The following is a 19,212-nucleotide window of genomic DNA, read 5'->3' as shown; positions in this document are numbered from 1 at the left end:
CTCACTTTGCCACTATAAACTTAGAAGTACCCAGCTTTCCTTCTCTCACAAGGTAAAGTCCAGGTTTGAGATTAAAGATAACATCTGCACGTCCATTCACAGCGACCTTTCTTGTCATAACCTTCTTACCGTCTACAGTATAAACTTCAAGGACATAGTTTCCGAAACCCGTTACCCTGACCCCGTTTAAAATGGGCTGCATACTGAATTTGGCAGTTCCTTCCCTCACATTGAGAACGAAATAAGTGGTGATGGCATCCCAGTCCGTCCACTCTTCTCCACCCGTTAGCGAGACACTGGAATCATAAGGCAATATATCTACTGCAGAGCTGTTATCACCACCCACTATATAAGCACAAGATAGTACTTGAGTTGGATTACCAATATCCGTAAGGGCAACAGCTACCTCCAAGGCCTGAAGGCCAGATTCGCCTGTGGTTGCATAATAATTTAATGAAGCAAAATCGTATCCCCAGGAACCATCTGAATATCTATTGAAATCTACAGAAGTGATCGCCTGATCTGCTCCACTATACCAGAAATAAATCTGATAATCTGGATTCCATGAAGGGAAATAAAGCAGCCTACCCCAAGAATCCCTAATATCAGAGACTGGATCGCCGACGTATCCACCTTCAGCAACATCGAGCGAAAAGCCATAAGCGACATCCCATGAATTTGTATTCTGAGTAGTTATTGCAAGATAGAGGGAGTCATTGGCAATCGCATAGTAAAAGGCAAGAAGATCTGCCCCAGCTTTATCAGTATTTTCGGGGTTTTCAGCAACGAGAGTATACCCCTCATTCTGAGGATCTACGGTCCCATCTACTGTAGGAGCGGCGTTTAAAAGTACCACTCCCATCAATACCACCAACCACACCTTTTTCATAAACACCTCCTATTTTTTAAATAGAATAATACTTTATTAACGTTTTGTCAAGTTCTTTTAGGCTTCTTCTTTAAGAAGCTCTCCAAGCCTCCTGATTCCCTCTACAATTAACTCCTCTTTCATGTTCGAAAAGTTAAGCCTCATTGTATTTTTGCCTTCCTCAGGGTCAGGGTAGAAAGCGTTACCGGGAACAAAGGCGACCTTTCTCTCCACAGCCTTTTCAAGCAATTTAACACTATCAATTTTTTCTGGCATAATAACCCACAGGAAAAGACCACCCTGAGGTCGCGTCCAGTGGAACCCTTCCTTCGGAAAATATTTATCCATAGCGTCCAACATTATATCACGCCTTCTTCTATAAACTTCTCTAATCTTGGAAAGATGGCTTTCTATCAAATCTTGCGCACAAAGGTGTGCTGCAAGATATTGAACATAGGTAGAAGTATGTAAATCTGTCCCTTGTTTTGCCTGGACAAGTTTTGCAATAACTTCCTTGGAAGCTACTATCCATCCCAAGCGAAATCCAGGAGCCAAAACCTTGGAAAAGGTTCCAAGATATATTACCCTCTCGCGAGAATACGCAACCAGGGGTGGTATATCATTTCCCTCAAATCTGAGCCTTGAGTAAGGGTCATCCTCAACTATAAATGTATCATACTTTTCAGCAAGCTCCACCAGCTTTTTCCTTCTCTCTTCGGGCATTGTCACACCTGCAGGATTGTGGAAAGTAGAAATCACGTACATAAATTTTGGCCGGTACTCCTTTAGAACCTTTTCCACCTCTTCTGGGATCAATCCATAGTCATCCATCACAGACCCTACGTATCTCGGTCCATACGAATTAAAGGCTTGAAGAGCACCAAGATAAGTAGGTTTTGAGACAAAGACAATATCACCCTCATTTATAAATATCTTGCCTACAAGATCAAGAGCCTGCTGAGAACCACTGGTAGGCAGCACCTCCTGGGGTACGCATTGAACACCCATCTTTCCCATATATTTCGTAATCTGCTCATTAAGAAAAGGATAGCCCTCTGTCGGGCCATACTGAAGCATTTTTTGGCCTTCTTTCTCCAAAAGTTCTATACTAGCCTTTTTTATTGCATCAATTGGGAAAAGTTCTGGTGCAGGAAGCCCTCCTGCAAAGGAAATTACTTCAGGTTGCTGTGTGAATTTTAGAAGCTCCCTTATTATACTGCTCTTTATCCACTTTGTTCTTTCCGCAAAAAAATTCTCCCAATGTGGAGTTGTAAAGTGGGAACTCATGATACCTCCTTCGTTTAAGCATTCGTAAGAAAATATAATTCAAAATACTTGTCTTTTCAAGTTGAAAGACACAATCACAGCAAAGCACTGGAAGTATTTTGTGGAATTTCAAGGGTGAGGAGTTAATCTTAATATATGGTAAAAAACAAAGACGTTTTACTAAAAATGGAAAATGCTACGACTTTTTACCACACAAGAAAAGCTCTGATAGAAGCTGTAGATTTTGCCTTTGAAAAAACCAACATAGAGACGATCTTTGAAAATCGCATAAACAAAATTGGCAAGAAGCCTTATGGCATTTCTATAGGAAAGGCAGCCCATACAATGTTAAAAGCCCTAACAAAAATCATTGAAATAGAAGGCGGAATCCTCATAACGAATATTAAATTAACCGAAAAGTTTGAAAAAATAAGGTGTTTTAGAGGGGGACACCCATATCCCAATAGAGAAAGTGTAAAGTCAGCAAGATATCTCCTTAACGTTCTCCAAGCAGGTCCACCCGGTGAGCCTGTTTTGCTCATCTCTGGAGGCGGTTCTTCAATGCTGGAGCTTCCAAGAACACCTTTAAGAGATTTAGTAAAAATAAACAAACTCCTACTATCCTGTGGTGCCAACATTGAGGAAATCAACACCGTAAGAAAACACCTATCGCTTATAAAAGGGGGGCAATTAATAAAATACCTCAATAAAAAATCTTATGCATTTCTGATGTCTGATGTCGTCAATGATAGAATTGACCTCATAGCCTCTGGGCTTACTACCTGCGATCCCTCCACCTTCCGCGACGCTTTTGAAGTTCTAAAAAAATACGGCATTTGGGATTGCGCCCCAAAAAGTGTAAAACGGATAATTACCGAAGGACTCAACGGAAAAATACCAGAAACCTTAAAAGATTGTAAATTGGCAATGGAAAAAATTGAAAATACCATAATACTGAAAAATTCTGACTTTCTTCTGCAATTAGAGAAATTTTTAAAATCCTTAGGGTATGTAGTGCTAAACCTCGGCAGTGACTTCCACATAGAGATTGAAGAGATGGTGGAGACCTTCTTGAATAAAGTTAAAGAAATAAAGGCAGAAAAACCTCAGAAACCGGTAGCAATAGTTGCAGGAGGCGAAGTATCTCTCAAAGTCATAGGCAAGGGAAAAGGTGGGAGAAATCAAGAACTTGCTATAAGAATGGCTATTGAACTCTCCAAAACAAAGGAGAAGTTTGTATTCACAAGCATCGGAACCGATGGTATCGACGGAATTACTTATGCAGCAGGAGCAATTTGCGACAGCGAGACAATAAAAAAAGCAAAAATACTAAATTTAGAACCAGAAAAATATTTAAAAGATAATGACTCATTTAGCTTTTTCAAAAAGATTGGAGGTCTAATCTATACAGGCCCCACCGGCATCAATGTTAAAGATGTTTACTGCCTTGTGCTAATTAATGAACAAAACTCGATTTATACTTTATAATTAACCTTAGGCAGAAAATGATTTCCCTTGAGCTTTTTAACTATAATTTACCGCCAGAGCTTATTGCGCAGAAACCGCTAAAAGAGCGAGATAAAGCAAGGCTTTTAATCATCAACTTAAAAGACGACATAATAATTCACTCTCATTTTTACAGGCTTCCAGAATTTCTAAAACCCGGCGATATAATCGTTGTGAACAAAACAAAAGTAATAAAAGCAAGGTTATTAGCTCAAGCAAAGGATACAGGTGGGAAACTGGAAATTTTTTTCGTAAATTTTGTAAATGATAAGGATTTTAAAGCCCTCGTTTCCAGTAAGAAAAAGGCAAAGCCAGGAAGAATCTTCACCGTTGGTGAGCATGAACTTATGGCACTCGCTCAAGATGAGGAAAAAGTAACCTTCAAAATCTTATCTGATATCAAAGTAAATGAACTTCTGGAGCTTTACGGTCAGGTACCACTTCCTCACTACATAAAAAGAAATCCCGAAAAAGAAGATGAAGAGTATTACCAGACCATCTTTGCAGAACAGGGCTATTCTGTGGCTGCACCTACAGCAGGGCTCCATTTTACCGAAAGGACGATAAAGGATTTAAGGGAAAAGGGTATAAAAATTGTACCTATAAATCTGAATGTGGGAACCGGGACTTTTAAACCCGTTAAAACGGAAGACATAACCAAGCACAAAATGGACGAAGAGTTTTACGAAATTCCGGAAGATTCAGCGAATATAATAATTGAAGCAAAAAAGCGGGGTCAAAGAATAATAGCCTGCGGTACTACCACCGTGAGAACGTTAGAATCGTGGAAGTTTAGCGAACAAAAATTGAGAGGAAACACAGACCTATTTATTTACCCCGGATTCAAATTTGAAGTCATAGATGGGCTCATCACCAATTTTCACCTTCCAAAATCGACCCCTTTAATTCTTGTTAGCGCTTTTGCCGGGAGGGAGAAGGTTCTCAAAGCTTACGAAGAAGCAATAAAGAAAGGTTACCGATTTTTAAGTTATGGGGATGCAATGTTAATTCTTCCTGAAATTGAAAAAACCTCTAATTAACTTGATACTTTAGATATGGCCGATATTGTGATTGGATTACAATGGGGGGATGAAGCTAAAGGACGTTTCGTCGATTACATCGCCAAAGAATATGATATAATCTGCAGATTTCAAGGCGGAGCTAATGCAGGACACACGATTGTTACAAATAACACAAAACTCGTATTACACCTTCTCCCATCAGGCATAATAAGGCCCGAAAAAAAGAATCTCATTACCGCAGGGGTTTTAATTGATCCCGAGGTTTTCAAAGAGGAAGTCGCAGAAATCTCAAAATTAACAGGCTCTTTAGAAGGCAGGCTTTATGTTGACGAGAGGGCAACAATTGTTCTCCCCTTTCACAAAGAAGAAGATGCACTGGAAGAAGAATCTAAGGGTGGAATCGGTAGCACTAAACGTGGGATTGCATACGCCTATAGAGATTTATATCAAAGAATCGGTATAAGAGTCGGAGACCTCTTCCATGATAAAACCCTGGCTAAAAAAGTAAAAAACATTACAGATTTTAACAACCAAATTATCGCAGCGCGTTTCGGCCACCCACCCTTTGACTACAAGAGGATTCTTGAAGACTTGAAGGAATTTGCTCGCTTCATAAAGCCTTTCATTGTGGACGGATTTGAGTTTATTCACAAGATGGAAAAGGAAGGCAAGAAAATCCTTTTTGAAGGGGCCCAGGGTAGCCTTTTGGATATTATTTACGGCACTTACCCCTACGTAACTTCTTCCCACACCATATCCTCAGGAGCACTGGTTTTCTCTGGACTTCCCCCTCAAAGAATAGATAAAGTTTATGGGGTTTTTAAAGCCTACACAACAAGAGTTGGAAAAGGGCCATTCCCCACTGAAATTAAAGGTGGAAAGGAGGAGTTAATTCGTGACAAAGGTCAGGAATTCGGCGCAACTACAGGAAGACCTCGGAGATGTGGTTGGCTTGATCTCGTTATTATTAAATACTCTATCCTTTTAAACGGGGTTACTAACCTCGTAATGACAAAACTTGACGTACTAAGCGGAATAGAACATATAAAAGTAGCCATAAGATACAAAAAAGATGGTGAGTTAATTGAGCTCCCTCCCCCAATGTCTGAGGATTTTGAATCTGTTGAACCCATTTATGAGGAGTTATCTGGCTTTGAACTATCCACAAGGGAAGAAAGATACGACGAGCTCCCATTAAACGCGAAGAAATACATTGAATTTATTGAAAGTCAATTAGGGCTTTCTATTGACTACATTTCTGTAGGTCCCGAACGAGAAAAACTAATTAAAAGAAATCCTTAAAGTAAAGTCCCAAGTTTAAAAGCCTCAACTTCAACATCAAAATATTTCTCAGGCACATTATCTTTAAGGGCAGCGATGGCTTCCTCTTCGGAAAAAAAGTCTTTTAAATACCTTGAAACGTAACCAAAGGCAACTATGTTAACAAAAAATCCCGAGTTAAATTTTTCATAACACGTGCGAGTAAAGGGAACCCTTTCGAAATTAAACCTCTCCTTTAGTTCACTCTGATCTTCCTCAATCAAGACAATTTCATCAACAATCACCAAGCTCCCCTCTCTGGCAGTTTTCAGGTAATAACTAAGGGATTCAGAAGTAAGGGCGACCAAGACATCTGAGTACTCCACATAAGGGAATGCAATCCAATTTTTACTCAGAACCACGTCTGCGGAAGTAATTCCACCTCTCACCTGAGCACCGTAATAAGAACCTTGAGTTGCATAATTCCCGGCTTTAACAGCCGAATCAGCAGTTAAGACGCCAAGCAAAATTAAACCCTGTCCGCCCGTTCCGGCATATCTGACCTGCAAAGTATCCATTTTAAAATTCTCCTATCGTTATTTTATTCAAAACATCATCTTGACTCTGCACATTTTTCAAGTTGACAGAATTCTTCCTCAAATAATCAAGGTACTCATAAGGATCTTGAGAAAGGTTTCGTCTACCATAATGGGTCGGGCAGGTACTGATAGCCTGTACAAAGGAAAAACCAGGAGTTAATATAGCCTTTTTAATTGCATTAACCAGTTGTGGGAAATGAGCGACAGTGTATCTCGCCACATAACTTGCACCTGCAGCCTTTACAAGTGCAGCAACGTCAAAGGCAGACTCAACATGGCCTTTCTTTGAAGTAGATGTCTTAGCACCCCGGGGAGTGGTAGGAGAATATTGACCACCCGTCATGCCGTAATTGTTGTTGTCAGCCATAATGCAGGTAATATCTATATTTCTTCTCGCTGCGTGGATGAGATGGTTACCACCGATAGAGGCAAGGTCTCCATCCCCTCCAACTACAATGACAGTCAAATCTGGCTTTGTTAGCTTAACACCCGTCGCGAAGGCAAGAGCTCTACCGTGAGTTGTATGAATAGAATCCGCTTTAATATACGGGCTTGGTATCCAGCCAGAGCAGCCAATCCCAGACACAAAGACAACCTCTTCTCTCCTGAGTTCCAGTTCCGTTAATGCCTTTGCAATGGCCTTTAAAATGATGCCATGACCACAGCCTGGACAAAAAGCAGTGGGAAAGAAATCTGTTCTTATCCAATCCATATAATTTTTCATAGATGGGCCTCCACTTCTTTTACAATGACTTCCGGAGTTATAACACACGTTCCAAGCTCTAAGATGGGAATTATCTCAACATCAACCAGCCTTTCAAGCTCTCTCGATAAATGACCAGCATTCATTTCCGGTACAAAAATCTTTTTCACACCGGAAAGCCTTTCCTTTACATACTTTTCCCACATAGGCCATATAACTTTGAACCTGAAAAATCCTGCTTTTATACCCTTTTCTCTCAGTCTCTTTACAGCCTCAAATCCGCTTCTTGATGAGATTCCATAGGAAGCTATGACTATTTCCGCATCTTCAATGAATTCCTCGTGCGATTCAAAGATATCGGAAACGTTATTACGAATCTTTCCTATAAGATGTTTAACGATCTTTCGGTGAACTTCCGGGTCCTGTGTTACTCGTTTTCCCCACTCTGTATGGGTAGATCCAGTTATTAAAAGTGACTTACCGTCACCGATAAGGGGCATCGGGCCTGCGTCCTTCTCGTCAAAACTAAAAGGTGGAGCATCTGGATCGTGCTCTCTATCGAATATATTTATCTCTTCAGGATAAACCACCGGTTCTCTTAAATGTCCAATTGCTTCATCCGTCAAAATAATAACGGGGACCCTATATCTTTCTGCCAAATTAAAGGCTCTAATTCCAAATTCAAACAGCTCTTGACAAGACCAGGGGGAAAGTACGATTATTTCGTAATCTCCATGAGTGGCGTATCTTACCTGATGATAGTCACCCTGAGACGGTCGCGCGGCTTGACCAGTGGAAGGACCCGCTCGCTGAACGTCAACAATAACCAGCGGAGTCTCAGTAAAGATTGCATATCCCAGATTTTCCACCATAAGATCAAAGCCAGGCCCACTGGTGGCTGTCATAGCCTTCACTCCTGTCCAAGAGGCTCCAATGCAGGCTGCTATAGAGGCTATCTCATCTTCACCTTGAAAGTAAACACCTTCTCCTGACTCTTCAAACCTTTGCTGAACACGTGTAATTACCTCACTTGCAGGCGTTATAGGATACCCCGCATAAAATCTCATTCCAGCACAAAAGGCACCATCAGCAACAGCCTCATCACCCTGAACCAGAAATCTTCCCGGACTAATTGGCAACTTAATTCTTTTCCACGGCATCTTCAATCTCCTTCACTTCTATTGCAAAATCAGGGCAAAAGTTTTCACACATCATACACCCTATGCAATCTTCCAACCTTGTAGGTATTACTTCTCTAAATCCCCTAAAACTTTCTTTTTCTGCGATGTCGAATACATCCTTGGGACAAATCTTAACACAGATATAGCAGGCTTTACACCAGTCGTGATTAATTTCTATTTCAAAGCGTTTATTCATACAACTCCTTTCTTTTTAAATTTTAAATAATCTTCCTCCGAATATCCAAGTTCCAGAAGAATTTCCTTTGTATGTTCGCCAAGTAACGGCGGGTGCCTGTAAATATCCAGTTCAATATCTCCGAAGTGTATCGGGTTTCTCATCAACTTAATACGGCCTGCCGTTGGATGATCAATTTCCTGAATGAATCTCCTGTAAACTACCTGTTCGTCGTTTATTGCTTTGTCCACAGTATTTATAGGACCAGCTGGGATATGCGCCTCATCAAGCTTCTCAAGCCAGTATTTACTTTCACGCTTAGCAATGATTTCCTCTATGATGGGTATGAGAACATCCCTGTTTTCAAGGCGCTTAGCGTTGGTTTCAAATCTCGGATCTGTGGCAAGATCTTCCCTTTCAATTACTTTGCAAAAACGCTTCCACTGTTCTTCATTTCCCACACCTATTATTATGTAGTCATCACTGGCCTTAAACACCTGGTAGGGAACTATATTGGGATGAGCATTACCATATCTCTTCGGTATAATACCTCCAATTAGATAGTTATTTGCAACATTTACCAGGCTTGCGATAGTTGATTCCAGTAAAGAATTATCAATCATTGCACCTTCACCTGTCCTATTCCTTCGTATAAGAGCTGATTCGATCGCAATAACGGTGTATAAAGCGGTAAGCACATCGCAAATTGCAACTCCAACTTTCATCGGTTCTCCATCGGGCTCACCAGTTATGCTCATAAGCCCACTGATACCCTGAATTAAAACATCATAACCTGGTTTATGTGCCTTAGGACCAGTAAGTCCAAATCCTGTTACTGAGGCCCAGATAATATCGGGTTTTATTTTCTTTACTTCATCATAAGTCAAATGCAGGCTATTTAGGACATCGGGTAGAAAGTTTAATATCATTACATCACTGCGTTTAATTAGTTTCTCAAGGATTTCTCCGGCCTCTTCGGACTTTAAATTCAGGGTCATTCCCCTTTTATTTTTGTTAGCACACATGTAGTAGGCACTTTCTCCACCCGCAAAGGGTGGTCCCCAGCCTCGGGTTTCGTCACCTGTCCCTGGCCTTTCCACTTTTATCACGTCTGCTCCAAGATCCCCGAGGATCATACCCACTGTGGGGCCTGCAAGAACCCTCGAAAGATCAAGGACTTTAACACCCTCAAGAGGTTTCATAAATTTTTCCTCCTAAATACGACTCTCTCAATAAAGGTGACAAGAAGAATGGATAGGAGCGCTGTACCGAGTGCCCAGAGATTTTTGTCAAAGTTAAAATCGGGTTTATAATATTTAATGATTGGGAAAGCAATGGCAACGATAGTGCCAACTATCATAGCGACAATGGCAGCATTGGGAGTGGGTATCCTTTTCCCCCTAACCACCCAATAAACACCGGCAAGAACAATTATTGCAGCAGCACCCCTTATGGCATAGGAGATATAACCTGTATCGAGAACAAAACCTTTGAGGAATACGGCTAATGGAATAAGGAGTATCCCCACTATAAAAGTAAACCACCGAGAAACCTTTAGAATTTTCCTTTCATCCGCTTCCTTATTAATGAGATTGTGATAAATATCTTTCACAAGAATTGTAGAAATAGCAAACATTACAGGTGCAATAGTGGAGAGGATTGCGGCAAGAATGCCAGCGAGAGCTATCCCACCAAACCATGGGGGAACAAACTTTGGAGACATTAAAAGGCTTGGCAGTGCTTGTTTGGGATTTGGCACATCGGCAAATTTCCCCGTTGCTGCAATCATTCCAAGAGTCGCGGTCAAGATTCCCGTTGGGAAGATTAATAATGCGCTTAAAAGAGCAGCATTCTTTGCAGTCTTTTCATCTTTTGCAGCGAAAACCGGCTGAATTGAAGCCTGAGCTGCGAAAGCACCAAACATACCACCAATTATCCAGCCGAGAACCTGATTTGCTCCAACGCCGAAAGGACTTTTATAAACTTCCACATTCTTTCCTACTTCAGCAAGGGCAGAAAACAGACCAGAGTAACCACCAATTTTTATAAGTCCAATGATAAAAGTAGAAATTATTGAAAAGTACAGGAAAAAAGTATGAATCACATTAGTCAGAGTAATAGACCAGAACCCACCCGCCGTGACATAAATCGTAACAAGGAGACCGCCCAGTATAACCCCCTCTGAAAATTTCATGTTAAGGGTGGAAGCAAGCACAGATCCAACCGTCTGGATCTGAGCATAACCGAGAATTATGTAAGCGAAAAGAAAAGCAATTGCTGAAATGGTCCTTACTTCCTTGCTGTAAAGCTTTTCAATCATTTCAGATACGGTGTATACATGGTTCTTCCTATAGTGTTTCGCAAGGAGAAAGCCAAACAACGCCATCCCGATGGAAGTTGAAATGTTATACCAAGCAGAAGAAATACCCGTTGCATAAGCTCTCTCAGAAACGCCGATGGTACTCATACCACCGAGCCATTCCCCTACAACCACCACTGTACAGAGCAACAATCCGAGATTCCTCCCAGCAATCAAATAGTCTGTGCCTGACTTTGCAAGTTTTTGTGCGAGAAGGCCAATAGCGAGTACTACCACAAAATAAACAAAAAGTATAATAAACTGAACTGAAAAGTGCATTTAACCTCTCCTTTTGAAATAAATTATATTTCAGCAGATGTGCATTATCAAGCAAAATTGCTAAAAATAAAACAAATACCTGAGTTTAAAGACACCCCTTGCGGTTGTCCTTGCGAGCCGTCACTGGCAAAATCTTTTGACAACACAAGGTAAATCCAACTCTTAGGCCTGAAATTGTAAGAAATTAAGAGATTCACATTTTTACTCGCCGTTTCATATGATTTGATAAGCTTAACATACTGTCCATAGAAACTTACCAATAAATCCTTATTCAGGGCATATTGAAACCTTGGTTGAAAGGAAAGAGTATACTCTTCTAAGCTCGTAGAAGGGTCAAACTCAAGCCATCCTCTTAAACGTATCTCCCAATTATACCTGGAATCCCCATGGATTCTAAATACCCCACGGTGAGACACCATCAATCCCTCATATCCACGATAATAGTTATAACCTCTATGGAGACCGAGACCTCCCCTGAACTCTAATCTTGCATTGGGAGAAGACCAACCATCAATGTTAACCTCATATTCTTTTATATAATCCTCAACATACTCTCTCCCTCCAGAGAGGTGAAACTCAATCCCAGCGCCATTTTTGTAATTCAAAGAAGTATGTAAGAACAAGAAATTTTGGCTCTTCATTCCTTCATACGCTTCTGCTTTGCTATTGAAACCCAAAGAAAAAGAAGCATATTGAAGTTTACTCCCGGCAATTTCAAAATTAGGTCCAGCCATAATTGCAACTCTGCGAAGTCCAACCCATGGCGTATACCCTATCTCAGAAACATTATAAAGAGTATCAATATTCATAACAGAAAACATGAAGTGATGATCTTCTTCAAGGGTGGTAATGTGTAAAGCAAAGGCATTCCCCACATTTTTTTCATAGAGCGAAACAGAGTAAGTTCCTGTCAGTTCTGTTTTTTGAATAAAGTAGTGAAAATTGATGCCAGCAGAGTGGTTTTTGAAAATATCATCTTGGGAAACTTTTCCTGAATAAATAAAACCAAAATTGGAGTACCCTGAAAGTTGTTTTCTAAAGGATAGAACATTATAAACTGCCTTCTCCTCTCGTATGGTATCTCCATAATCGTCAATATAAAAGGCAACATCAGTCAAAGTAGAAAGCAAACCTCCTTCGAACCCGCGAGACTTGATAAAGCCCTTAAACCCAAAAATCAAAGGAACAATGGTACTTCCATACAATGCCTTACCTATTCTTCTGGAGTAAAATGGATTTATGGATGGGCCAAAGCCAAAGGTGTAAGGATTAGAACGAAATCTAAATACCTCGCCCCCTTCAACGAAAAAAGGCCTCCTTTCCTCAAGATACTCTTCATATTTACCCAGTTTTAAAATAAAGGGATCCGCTTCCACCTGCGAGAAATCCGGATAAAAAGTAAAATTTAATGACAGCTATTTGAAGGAGACCATTTTGAACCTACTCCCGCTCTTAACCTGAATTCCATGCTGTCTTTTTCCACCAATATAACGGGCAAAAGTTCAAATCCAAAGGACTTATTTGGCAATTTTAACTCAATTTCAATTGGGAAATCAACGGGATTTAATCCCCACTCCCTCCCATACTTACCAAGATAAAGTCTTTCATTAGTCTCGGTGATAAACCGTGTTGCCTCCATGCGAAAAATTGGGTTTTTTAGGTCATACTGGAGAGTTTTAAAGGGAATTTTTATTTCCACTATGTATTCTCCGTTGTAGTTTCTAACGGCTGAAAACCAAACCCCGTCCCAACTATCATCGGGTAACTTTCCCCCACCCGTGATAATACGATCGACCTGCACTCCCGCCACATTTACACCGAAGAAATAAACACTACCTCCTCTACCAAAGGTATCAAAGTAAACACCCACAAAATCACCTTCTGCTACATCCCTCAGCCCTACCCTACTCACTACCTGGTCTTGCTCACACCTAAAAGCAACGTATATCGAGTTTTCCGTCTGAAGTACATAAAATTTGGTAGCGAAAGAAGGTAATTCTTTATCCTGAGGCTCAAATACTTTAAAATTGCTAAAGACTAAAGCAGAGTCCCACAAGGGTTCAAGAAATCCATCCAGCTTAACATCTTCCGTGATCAAAGGAACTCTTAAAGCTGAAGATAGGATGAGCATAAAAATTAGCATCAACTCCCCCCTTTGTTCGTGTTGCTAACAATTATAAAGTACGCAATGCGAACAAATGAAAGGAGACTTCCACGGCAAAGCTAATATCCTTAGCCAAAAAATCGCGTGAATTCCCAAAAATTAACTTCTCTATTTAGTGCAAAGAGACCTACTTCCTTTCCACTCCGGAAGGTGCTGCATAAGAGTGAACCATCTCTTTCTTCAATCTTAAAATCGTCAAAATTTTTGAGTTCACCATAGAGAAAGACACTGAAATTTCTTGTTTTTGTAACTGATAAGAAGGTAGCACCCGGAAAGGGAACCCTTAAGCCTCCCATATTTAGACCCGCATAATGACCGGTCTTCCATGCAACGGTGTTCAAGTGCATGAATTTGAATTCACCCGTTATTTTATCTCTCACTCTGACGGCATCACCGCCAGAAAACACTTCTTCATACTGCGTTTGCATAAACTCGTTCACCTTAATCTCCGGAATAAGGGGATTTGCAACGGTTCCCTTTGCCACGATCAATGCATCACAGGGAATTTGTTTTCCGTCTTTCAAATAGACACATTTCCCATCAAACATTTCTATTTCGTTTGCCAGAACAATTCTGGCAAAGCGCGAAAAATAAGCAGTTAGTCTCTTTCCCAGTTCATCGAATACCAGAGTGCTCAGGGGATAAGAAGAGGAAGAAACAACGGTAGTAACAATGCCATAGGAATATAAAATATCAATGAGTTCAAGGGTTACCATTCCGAAGCCGTATATAACCGCTTTTCTAACCCTTCCATTCAAAATGAGGTTTCTTAATTCCAGCATTGAGTTAAACTCATCGGGATAAAAAGCTCCGTGAAAAGCACAGGCACGATGTCGTGAACCCGTTCCAATAAATAATTTCTCATAGTTCCATTCCTTATTCGATGAAAACACAACTTTCCTTTCTAAATCAACTCCCAGCACTTTCTCATTGAACACAATTTCTATACCTTCAGGTGGTGCCTTAACTAAGTTGGAAGGCTTAATTTCTTTTTTCAAAACCGATGGCCCCGCCATCTTTACGAAAAGAAAAGAAGAATCAGTGATTATTTTAATTCTTAAATTGGGCCTTAATTTTCTTAAAGTTAAGGCACAATTAATGGATGCAGGACCTGAACCAACTAATACGTATTCACTCAATGCCGAGTTCTCTTAATTTACCCGCTTCAGGCCATCCCTCTTCATTCCAGCCTCTTCTTCTGTAATAAAGATTAAGTAGCCTTTCAAACTCTGACCTGTCGTAAGCCTCACCCGCTGAAGGTCCGCTCTCAGCAGGGAGATTGAAAATCCTTTCCGGTAAAGTATCCTGATCCTTTGTAATACCTGCCTTTCTGTTATAAAGATTCTCAACATTCCAGACCCTTTCCCCAACCCTATAAAGTTCTTCAGGAGTTATTGAAATACCTAAGAGGGATTGAATCAAAGTACAGTAATCCTCAAGTTCATAATATCCTCCAACAAAGGCACAAACACCGAGAGAATCCTGAAGTGCCCTCATATTTTGATTAGTTATGAGAAAATCGATCTTTTCGTCTGTATATTTCAATCTATACTCTGGATCAGGCGCGTTATAGACTTCCTGCGACGTATTGAAGCCCCGCAGATGACAGGCACCGCGGGTAGAAGTGGCATACCCGATACCCATCCCTTTTATACCCCTTGGGTCATAGGCTGGAATTTCCTGCCCCTTCACGCTCATCGAATATTCTGGATGACCAAAATGGGAAGCCAACCTCAGTGAACCCTCTTTTATGATCGTCCCAATGCCTTCGTTTCTTCCAGCAAGTTGTATTAACTTGATCATCGCTTCTCCATCGCCAAAATTGGCCTCTACCGGCAAATCCTTAACATGCCCATCTTCATAAAGATCCATGAGACAAGCAACAGTTGAGCCGAGAGAAATTCCATCAAAGCCGTATTCGTTGGCTAAATGGTGCGCCAAAATTACATACTTCAAATCTGTTACACCCGTAGCACCGCCAAAAGCCCACTGTGTCTCGTATTCGGGTCCGCTTACAAGATAAATCCTGCCTTCATACTCCACTCTTGTGATCCTATTACAACTAACAGGACACTGGGCACAGGCACCAGCTCTAACAAAAAACAGTCTATTCACTTCGGTGCCATTTATACTCTCAAATCCTTCAAGATAGGAATCCCGGAAGTTTCTCGTTGGAAAAGAACCGGCAAGATTTATACTCCTTACATTTCCCGTTGTCCCAAAAGTTCTGAAACGTTTAAGGCCTTCTGATTGCCTAAGACGGGAATACAAATTGCTTAATATTTCCTTAAATTTATGAGCTTCTCCTTTGAATTCTATCTTAGATTTTCCAAGAATTGCGATCCCCTTTAGTTTCTTACTCCCCATTACTCCACCTGCGCCGCCTCTTCCCAGCGCTCTGTGACCATCCACAAAAATCCCTGCAATGGGAGACAGATTTTCTCCTGCAGGTCCAATCACAAGGGTTTTGCTCTTCGGATGGGTTAATTTTTTAAGCAATATATCCGTCTCCGATGTTGTCTTACCCCAAAGCTTAGAGGCATCCCCGAAAATTACTTTCTTGCCCTCAATATAAACATAGACCGGAGAGTCAGAAATACCCTCCACTACAATAACATGATACCCGGCTAAAGCCATCTCCATTCCAAAATGGCCACCCGCATTGGTGCTTGTGATTGTGCCAGTCAATGGGCTTCTCGTAACACAGGAAAGCCTTGCAGCGCCAGGGACAGTTGTACCTGCAAAGGGCCCTGTGGAGAAAATTAGCCTGTTTTCTGCTGAATATGGCTCAATTGAGGGCTCAACCTCCTTGAAAAATATGTAATCACCTATACCTCTGCCGAGCAGGTATTTCCTGAAGATCTCCTCACTCAGTTCTTCAATGTAGTAAGTTTTATCAGATAAGTTTATTCTCAAAATTTTAAAACTCATTTTACACCTTCCACCCTGTTAACATTTGAAAAGTGCTTTATGTCCGCCGATTCATCAGCATCAACAAAAGCAAGAGCGTCCTGCAAGCAAACTTTCACACACTCCGGGTCACCTCCACACAGGTCACACTTAATCATAAATTGCATTTCAGGGTCTGGGTAGATAAAACCCCATGGACAGGCAAAAGTACACTGCCTGCAGAGAATGCACTTCTCTTTCTCGTAATGAATGACATTAAATTTCTTCTCCAGCGCACCAGTTGGACAGGCTCTTACACAAAAGGCATCTCCACACTGAGAACAGAATTGGGGATAGAAATTGAAAAAGGTCTTGCCTTTAACAACCCTTATGCGAGAATAGCCGTGGCTGTAAAGACTGAAATGGCCTGAGCTGCAGGCCATTTCACAAAGTCTGCATCCCGTACAATTTTCGTAGTTCACCATTAACACTTTCATGATTATATATTTTAAACTCCAATAACCGGAACAAACTCTTTAAAGAAAATACCAGAAGGAGAGACCCTTGTGTTAAAGGCAAGAACATAATCAGCCTTCTTCAGCACCTCCAAGTAAGTCTTACCAAACTTTTGATCCATTTCAAAGTTTGCCGACATATACTTTGCATCCTCCCGTTGAATTACAAAAATAAGTCCTTTTTTACCAGGCCACTCCAACAGAGTTTTCAAATGCTTAGTCCCTCTAAGGGTAGGCGCATCGGGAAATAATCCGATAGAATCTTTTACCAATGTACAGGATTTGACCTCAATCAATATTTCATCATTAACAAGAAAATCGAAACGTGAGTCGAGAAAGACAAACTCACGCCTAAAATCCTTTACCTTGAAGGGCATTTTGTTAATATTTTCTACAAACAGTTCGTTTGCAAGATGAGCATTAACAGATACAAAAATATTTCCCTCTTTTGCAAGCACCACCTCATAACTTGTTTTTCTCTTAGGAAGAACTTTTCGGGTCACAAAAACTTCTGCTCCGGGATAAATAAGCTCTCCGAGCCTGCCAGAATTTGGTAGATAGGCCAGCTGAAGACTCCCGTTAATTTCAACAAAAAGCCTGAATCTCTTCTCCCTCTTTACAACTCTGGCTGGAATTAAATTCTGAAAGTACATGCAAAAAATTTTACACGAAAAATAAAGGAAATCCGCATACACCCAAAATAGCATGTGAAATTCATTGAATAAAATCGGTAAAAGCAATAAAATTTCCATTAACTGGTCTGTTATTTAAAAGCTATAAGGTAATTAACGATGGCTAAGGTAAAAAACAGGATCCCCTACAAAGAAGCACGTCTTATGGTTGAAAAAATCAAAGAAATACTTAGTAAAAAAGGCATAACACACGAAATTTATGGCTCTTTTGTAAGGGAGGAAGAGACCATTGGAGATTTAGATCTGCTTCTCTATGAGCAGGACTGCGAAAAGGCAAAGAAATTACTTAAAGGCCTCGATTTTTATTCACGCATTGAATTCTACTGTATTCCTGAAGAATACAAAGATAGCTGGGAGAGTTTCGCCCTCTACCTAACTGGCTCTGGAGAATTTAACATATGGATGAGAGCAATTGCAAAGAATAAAGGGTATCTTCTAAGTCAATATGGCCTTTTCGACAGAGAAACAGGAAAGCTTATAACAACCAGGGAAAAGGAAATTTTTCACCTCTTGGGGCTGGAGTATATACCACCAAAAAAACGGAGTATAAGATTCAGAAACGAATGGAGAGCTTATTTTAAAAAAGCTTGCTGAAAGCGATAACCTATTACAACGTATCTATCCTCACTCTGCAGACAGTATAATCGTAACATCTATTCGGCACGTCATAACACTGGCATTTCAATGTACTATCTGCTGGCAAATGAACGGAGCAGACATCATCCTTTTTTTGAGGTGAACATCCTCTATCATTTTTGACGTCTTCCGTGTGGGTATCTCATTCATGAACATCGCATCTATTATCTCATCTGGGATAAATATAACTCTCTTCCTATCTGGTAATATACCGGGATTGTAGTTGCTGCCTCTTGCCTTCAATACCTTTATATCTATCTCTCCTACTATCGTCCTTGGCTTTCCTGTGTAATCCCCGTTCTTCTCCGTCTCTTGAGGCTCCCTTGAATATTCCGCTCGTTTCTTTTTTAAAATTTCTTCCCTTAAACATCTTTTGTGATTGGCCTGTTAGTCATCTTATTACTCAAAATGCGAAGGAACAAATCGCCCATAATATCTTAATAAGCGTGAGTTGCTCTGCCTTATGAAGTTTGGTAAATATTTTGTGAAAGATGTTAAAGAGGAGATAAACGTAGAGGAGATGCTCAAAGAAATTGAGGATGGCGAAGAACTTGTAAACGTGGAGTCAGAGGACAAGGTGGTGAAAATCTGGGTTGAATAATATCTGAAACAGTAAAATAAAAAAAAGCGGGGCTTAAGCCCCGCTTTTTTGCTTACCCTACTTTATCAGGAATATCTTCTTTGTCTCTTTAAATCTGCCTGAATTGAACCTGATAAAGTAGATACCCGCACTTAATTTGCTTCCATCCCATGTTATAGTATAACTCCCTGCTCTCTTATTCCCATCTACAAGGGTTGCAACCTTCTGACCAAGAGGGTTGTAAATAGCAATGTTCACATCTGCATCCTCTGGAACATCATAGATTATTCTGGTTATGCCTGTAAGTGGATTGGAATATACCTTCATTATTCCGTTCCTCGCGTTGTAATTGCTTCCTTCCTCTACTCCTACCCCAGGACCATAGACCGCTAATCCTCTATCAAATATTCCAATCCATTTATTACCCGATGCATCAATCGCTATTGCAGTAACCCAATTATCAGGTAGGCCTGAATTTGATGTTCTATACACAGTCCAGTTTGTCCCATCAAACTTAG

At 40.6% G+C, this 19,212-nt stretch carries 20 protein-coding genes; 5 read left to right on the top strand and 15 right to left on the bottom strand.

What is annotated here, in order from left to right:
* Position 1: 1 nt before the first annotated feature.
* Together QMD82_05080 and QMD82_05075 are read right to left on the bottom strand one after the other, a co-directional pair.
* Positions 2 to 889: a T9SS type A sorting domain-containing protein gene (locus QMD82_05080; GenBank protein MDI6851291.1), complete on the bottom strand. Its 888-nt coding sequence runs from the start codon at positions 887 to 889 to the stop codon at positions 2 to 4.
* A gap of 57 nt (positions 890 to 946) precedes the next feature.
* The gene (locus tag QMD82_05075) at positions 947 to 2,155 is read right to left on the bottom strand and encodes a PLP-dependent aminotransferase family protein (protein ID MDI6851290.1); all 1,209 of its coding nucleotides are present in this window, start codon (positions 2,153 to 2,155) and stop codon (positions 947 to 949) included.
* 135 nt (positions 2,156 to 2,290) lie between these two features.
* Between QMD82_05075 and QMD82_05070 the strand changes: the two genes are divergently transcribed.
* Genes QMD82_05070 through QMD82_05060 form a run of 3 tightly spaced genes read left to right on the top strand, consistent with a single transcriptional unit; the run spans position 2,291 to position 5,964 of the window.
* Positions 2,291 to 3,622, top strand: a complete 1,332-nt coding sequence (locus QMD82_05070) for a DUF4147 domain-containing protein (GenBank protein MDI6851289.1) — start codon at positions 2,291 to 2,293, stop codon at positions 3,620 to 3,622.
* 17 nt (positions 3,623 to 3,639) lie between these two features.
* Positions 3,640 to 4,680 (top strand): tRNA preQ1(34) S-adenosylmethionine ribosyltransferase-isomerase QueA, encoded by a 1,041-nt coding sequence (queA, locus tag QMD82_05065; protein MDI6851288.1) that lies wholly within the window; start codon positions 3,640 to 3,642, stop codon positions 4,678 to 4,680.
* Between the two features lie 15 nt (positions 4,681 to 4,695).
* Positions 4,696 to 5,964 carry an adenylosuccinate synthase gene (locus QMD82_05060; protein ID MDI6851287.1) on the top strand — a complete coding sequence of 423 codons (1,269 nt, stop codon included), beginning with the start codon at positions 4,696 to 4,698 and terminating at the stop codon, positions 5,962 to 5,964.
* Here the strand turns inward: QMD82_05060 and QMD82_05055 are convergent.
* From QMD82_05055 to sfsA, 12 genes are all read right to left on the bottom strand, one after another.
* Positions 5,961 to 6,500 carry a 2-oxoacid:acceptor oxidoreductase family protein gene (locus QMD82_05055; GenBank protein MDI6851286.1) on the bottom strand — a complete coding sequence of 180 codons (540 nt, stop codon included), beginning with the start codon at positions 6,498 to 6,500 and terminating at the stop codon, positions 5,961 to 5,963. The genes QMD82_05060 and QMD82_05055 overlap by 4 nt on opposite strands.
* 1 nt (position 6,501) lies before the next feature.
* On the bottom strand, positions 6,502 to 7,245 hold the full coding sequence (locus QMD82_05050; GenBank protein ID MDI6851285.1) for a thiamine pyrophosphate-dependent enzyme: 744 nt from the start codon (positions 7,243 to 7,245) through the stop codon (positions 6,502 to 6,504).
* The gene (locus QMD82_05045; protein MDI6851284.1) at positions 7,242 to 8,384 is read right to left on the bottom strand and encodes a 2-oxoacid:acceptor oxidoreductase subunit alpha; all 1,143 of its coding nucleotides are present in this window, start codon (positions 8,382 to 8,384) and stop codon (positions 7,242 to 7,244) included. Before QMD82_05045 ends, QMD82_05050 begins: the two co-directional genes overlap by 4 nt.
* Positions 8,365 to 8,601, bottom strand: a complete 237-nt coding sequence (locus tag QMD82_05040) for a 4Fe-4S dicluster domain-containing protein (GenBank protein ID MDI6851283.1) — start codon at positions 8,599 to 8,601, stop codon at positions 8,365 to 8,367. The genes QMD82_05045 and QMD82_05040 overlap by 20 nt, the downstream gene beginning before the upstream one ends.
* A complete protein-coding gene (locus tag QMD82_05035; GenBank protein ID MDI6851282.1) occupies positions 8,598 to 9,782 on the bottom strand; it encodes a CoA transferase in 1,185 nt (394 codons plus the stop codon). The genes QMD82_05040 and QMD82_05035 overlap by 4 nt, the downstream gene beginning before the upstream one ends.
* Positions 9,779 to 11,218, bottom strand: a complete 1,440-nt coding sequence (locus QMD82_05030; protein MDI6851281.1) for a sodium:solute symporter family protein — start codon at positions 11,216 to 11,218, stop codon at positions 9,779 to 9,781. The genes QMD82_05035 and QMD82_05030 overlap by 4 nt, the downstream gene beginning before the upstream one ends.
* Positions 11,219 to 11,265: 47 nt before the next feature.
* Complete coding sequence (locus QMD82_05025) at positions 11,266 to 12,594, bottom strand: hypothetical protein (protein MDI6851280.1); 1,329 nt, start codon at positions 12,592 to 12,594, stop codon at positions 11,266 to 11,268.
* Between the two features lie 29 nt (positions 12,595 to 12,623).
* Positions 12,624 to 13,361: a carbohydrate binding family 9 domain-containing protein gene (locus QMD82_05020; GenBank protein MDI6851279.1), complete on the bottom strand. Its 738-nt coding sequence runs from the start codon at positions 13,359 to 13,361 to the stop codon at positions 12,624 to 12,626.
* An 89-nt stretch (positions 13,362 to 13,450) separates the two neighbouring features.
* Positions 13,451 to 14,521: an FAD/NAD(P)-binding oxidoreductase gene (locus tag QMD82_05015; protein ID MDI6851278.1), complete on the bottom strand. Its 1,071-nt coding sequence runs from the start codon at positions 14,519 to 14,521 to the stop codon at positions 13,451 to 13,453.
* Entirely contained in the window at positions 14,514 to 16,313 is a 1,800-nt protein-coding gene (locus QMD82_05010) for an aldehyde ferredoxin oxidoreductase family protein (protein MDI6851277.1), read from the bottom strand. Before QMD82_05010 ends, QMD82_05015 begins: the two co-directional genes overlap by 8 nt.
* Positions 16,310 to 16,768, bottom strand: a complete 459-nt coding sequence (locus tag QMD82_05005) for a 4Fe-4S dicluster domain-containing protein (protein MDI6851276.1) — start codon at positions 16,766 to 16,768, stop codon at positions 16,310 to 16,312. The genes QMD82_05010 and QMD82_05005 overlap by 4 nt, the downstream gene beginning before the upstream one ends.
* An 11-nt stretch (positions 16,769 to 16,779) precedes the next feature.
* Entirely contained in the window at positions 16,780 to 17,439 is a 660-nt protein-coding gene (gene sfsA, locus QMD82_05000; GenBank protein ID MDI6851275.1) for a DNA/RNA nuclease SfsA, read from the bottom strand.
* 138 nt (positions 17,440 to 17,577) lie between these two features.
* Here sfsA and QMD82_04995 point away from each other — a divergent pair, with 138 nt between their 5' ends.
* Both QMD82_04995 and QMD82_04990 read left to right on the top strand, forming a co-directional pair.
* Positions 17,578 to 18,072, top strand: coding sequence for a hypothetical protein (locus QMD82_04995; GenBank protein MDI6851274.1), 495 nt, complete (start codon positions 17,578 to 17,580; stop codon positions 18,070 to 18,072).
* 505 nt (positions 18,073 to 18,577) lie between these two features.
* Positions 18,578 to 18,715 (top strand): hypothetical protein, encoded by a 138-nt coding sequence (locus QMD82_04990; protein MDI6851273.1) that lies wholly within the window; start codon positions 18,578 to 18,580, stop codon positions 18,713 to 18,715.
* Positions 18,716 to 18,772: 57 nt separating this feature from the next.
* On the opposite strand, the gene QMD82_04985 is transcribed toward QMD82_04990, so the two are convergent.
* The coding region (locus QMD82_04985) for a T9SS type A sorting domain-containing protein (GenBank protein ID MDI6851272.1) at positions 18,773 to 19,212 on the bottom strand (440 nt) is incomplete at its 5' end.

The sequence above is a fragment of the bacterium genome, from assembly GCA_030019025.1.
In the GTDB taxonomy this organism is placed as follows: domain Bacteria; phylum Hydrothermota; class Hydrothermia; order UBA1063; family UBA1063; genus UBA1063.
The sequence above is the reverse complement of the archived record's forward strand: the minus strand, read 5'-3'. Positions and strand labels throughout refer to the sequence as shown.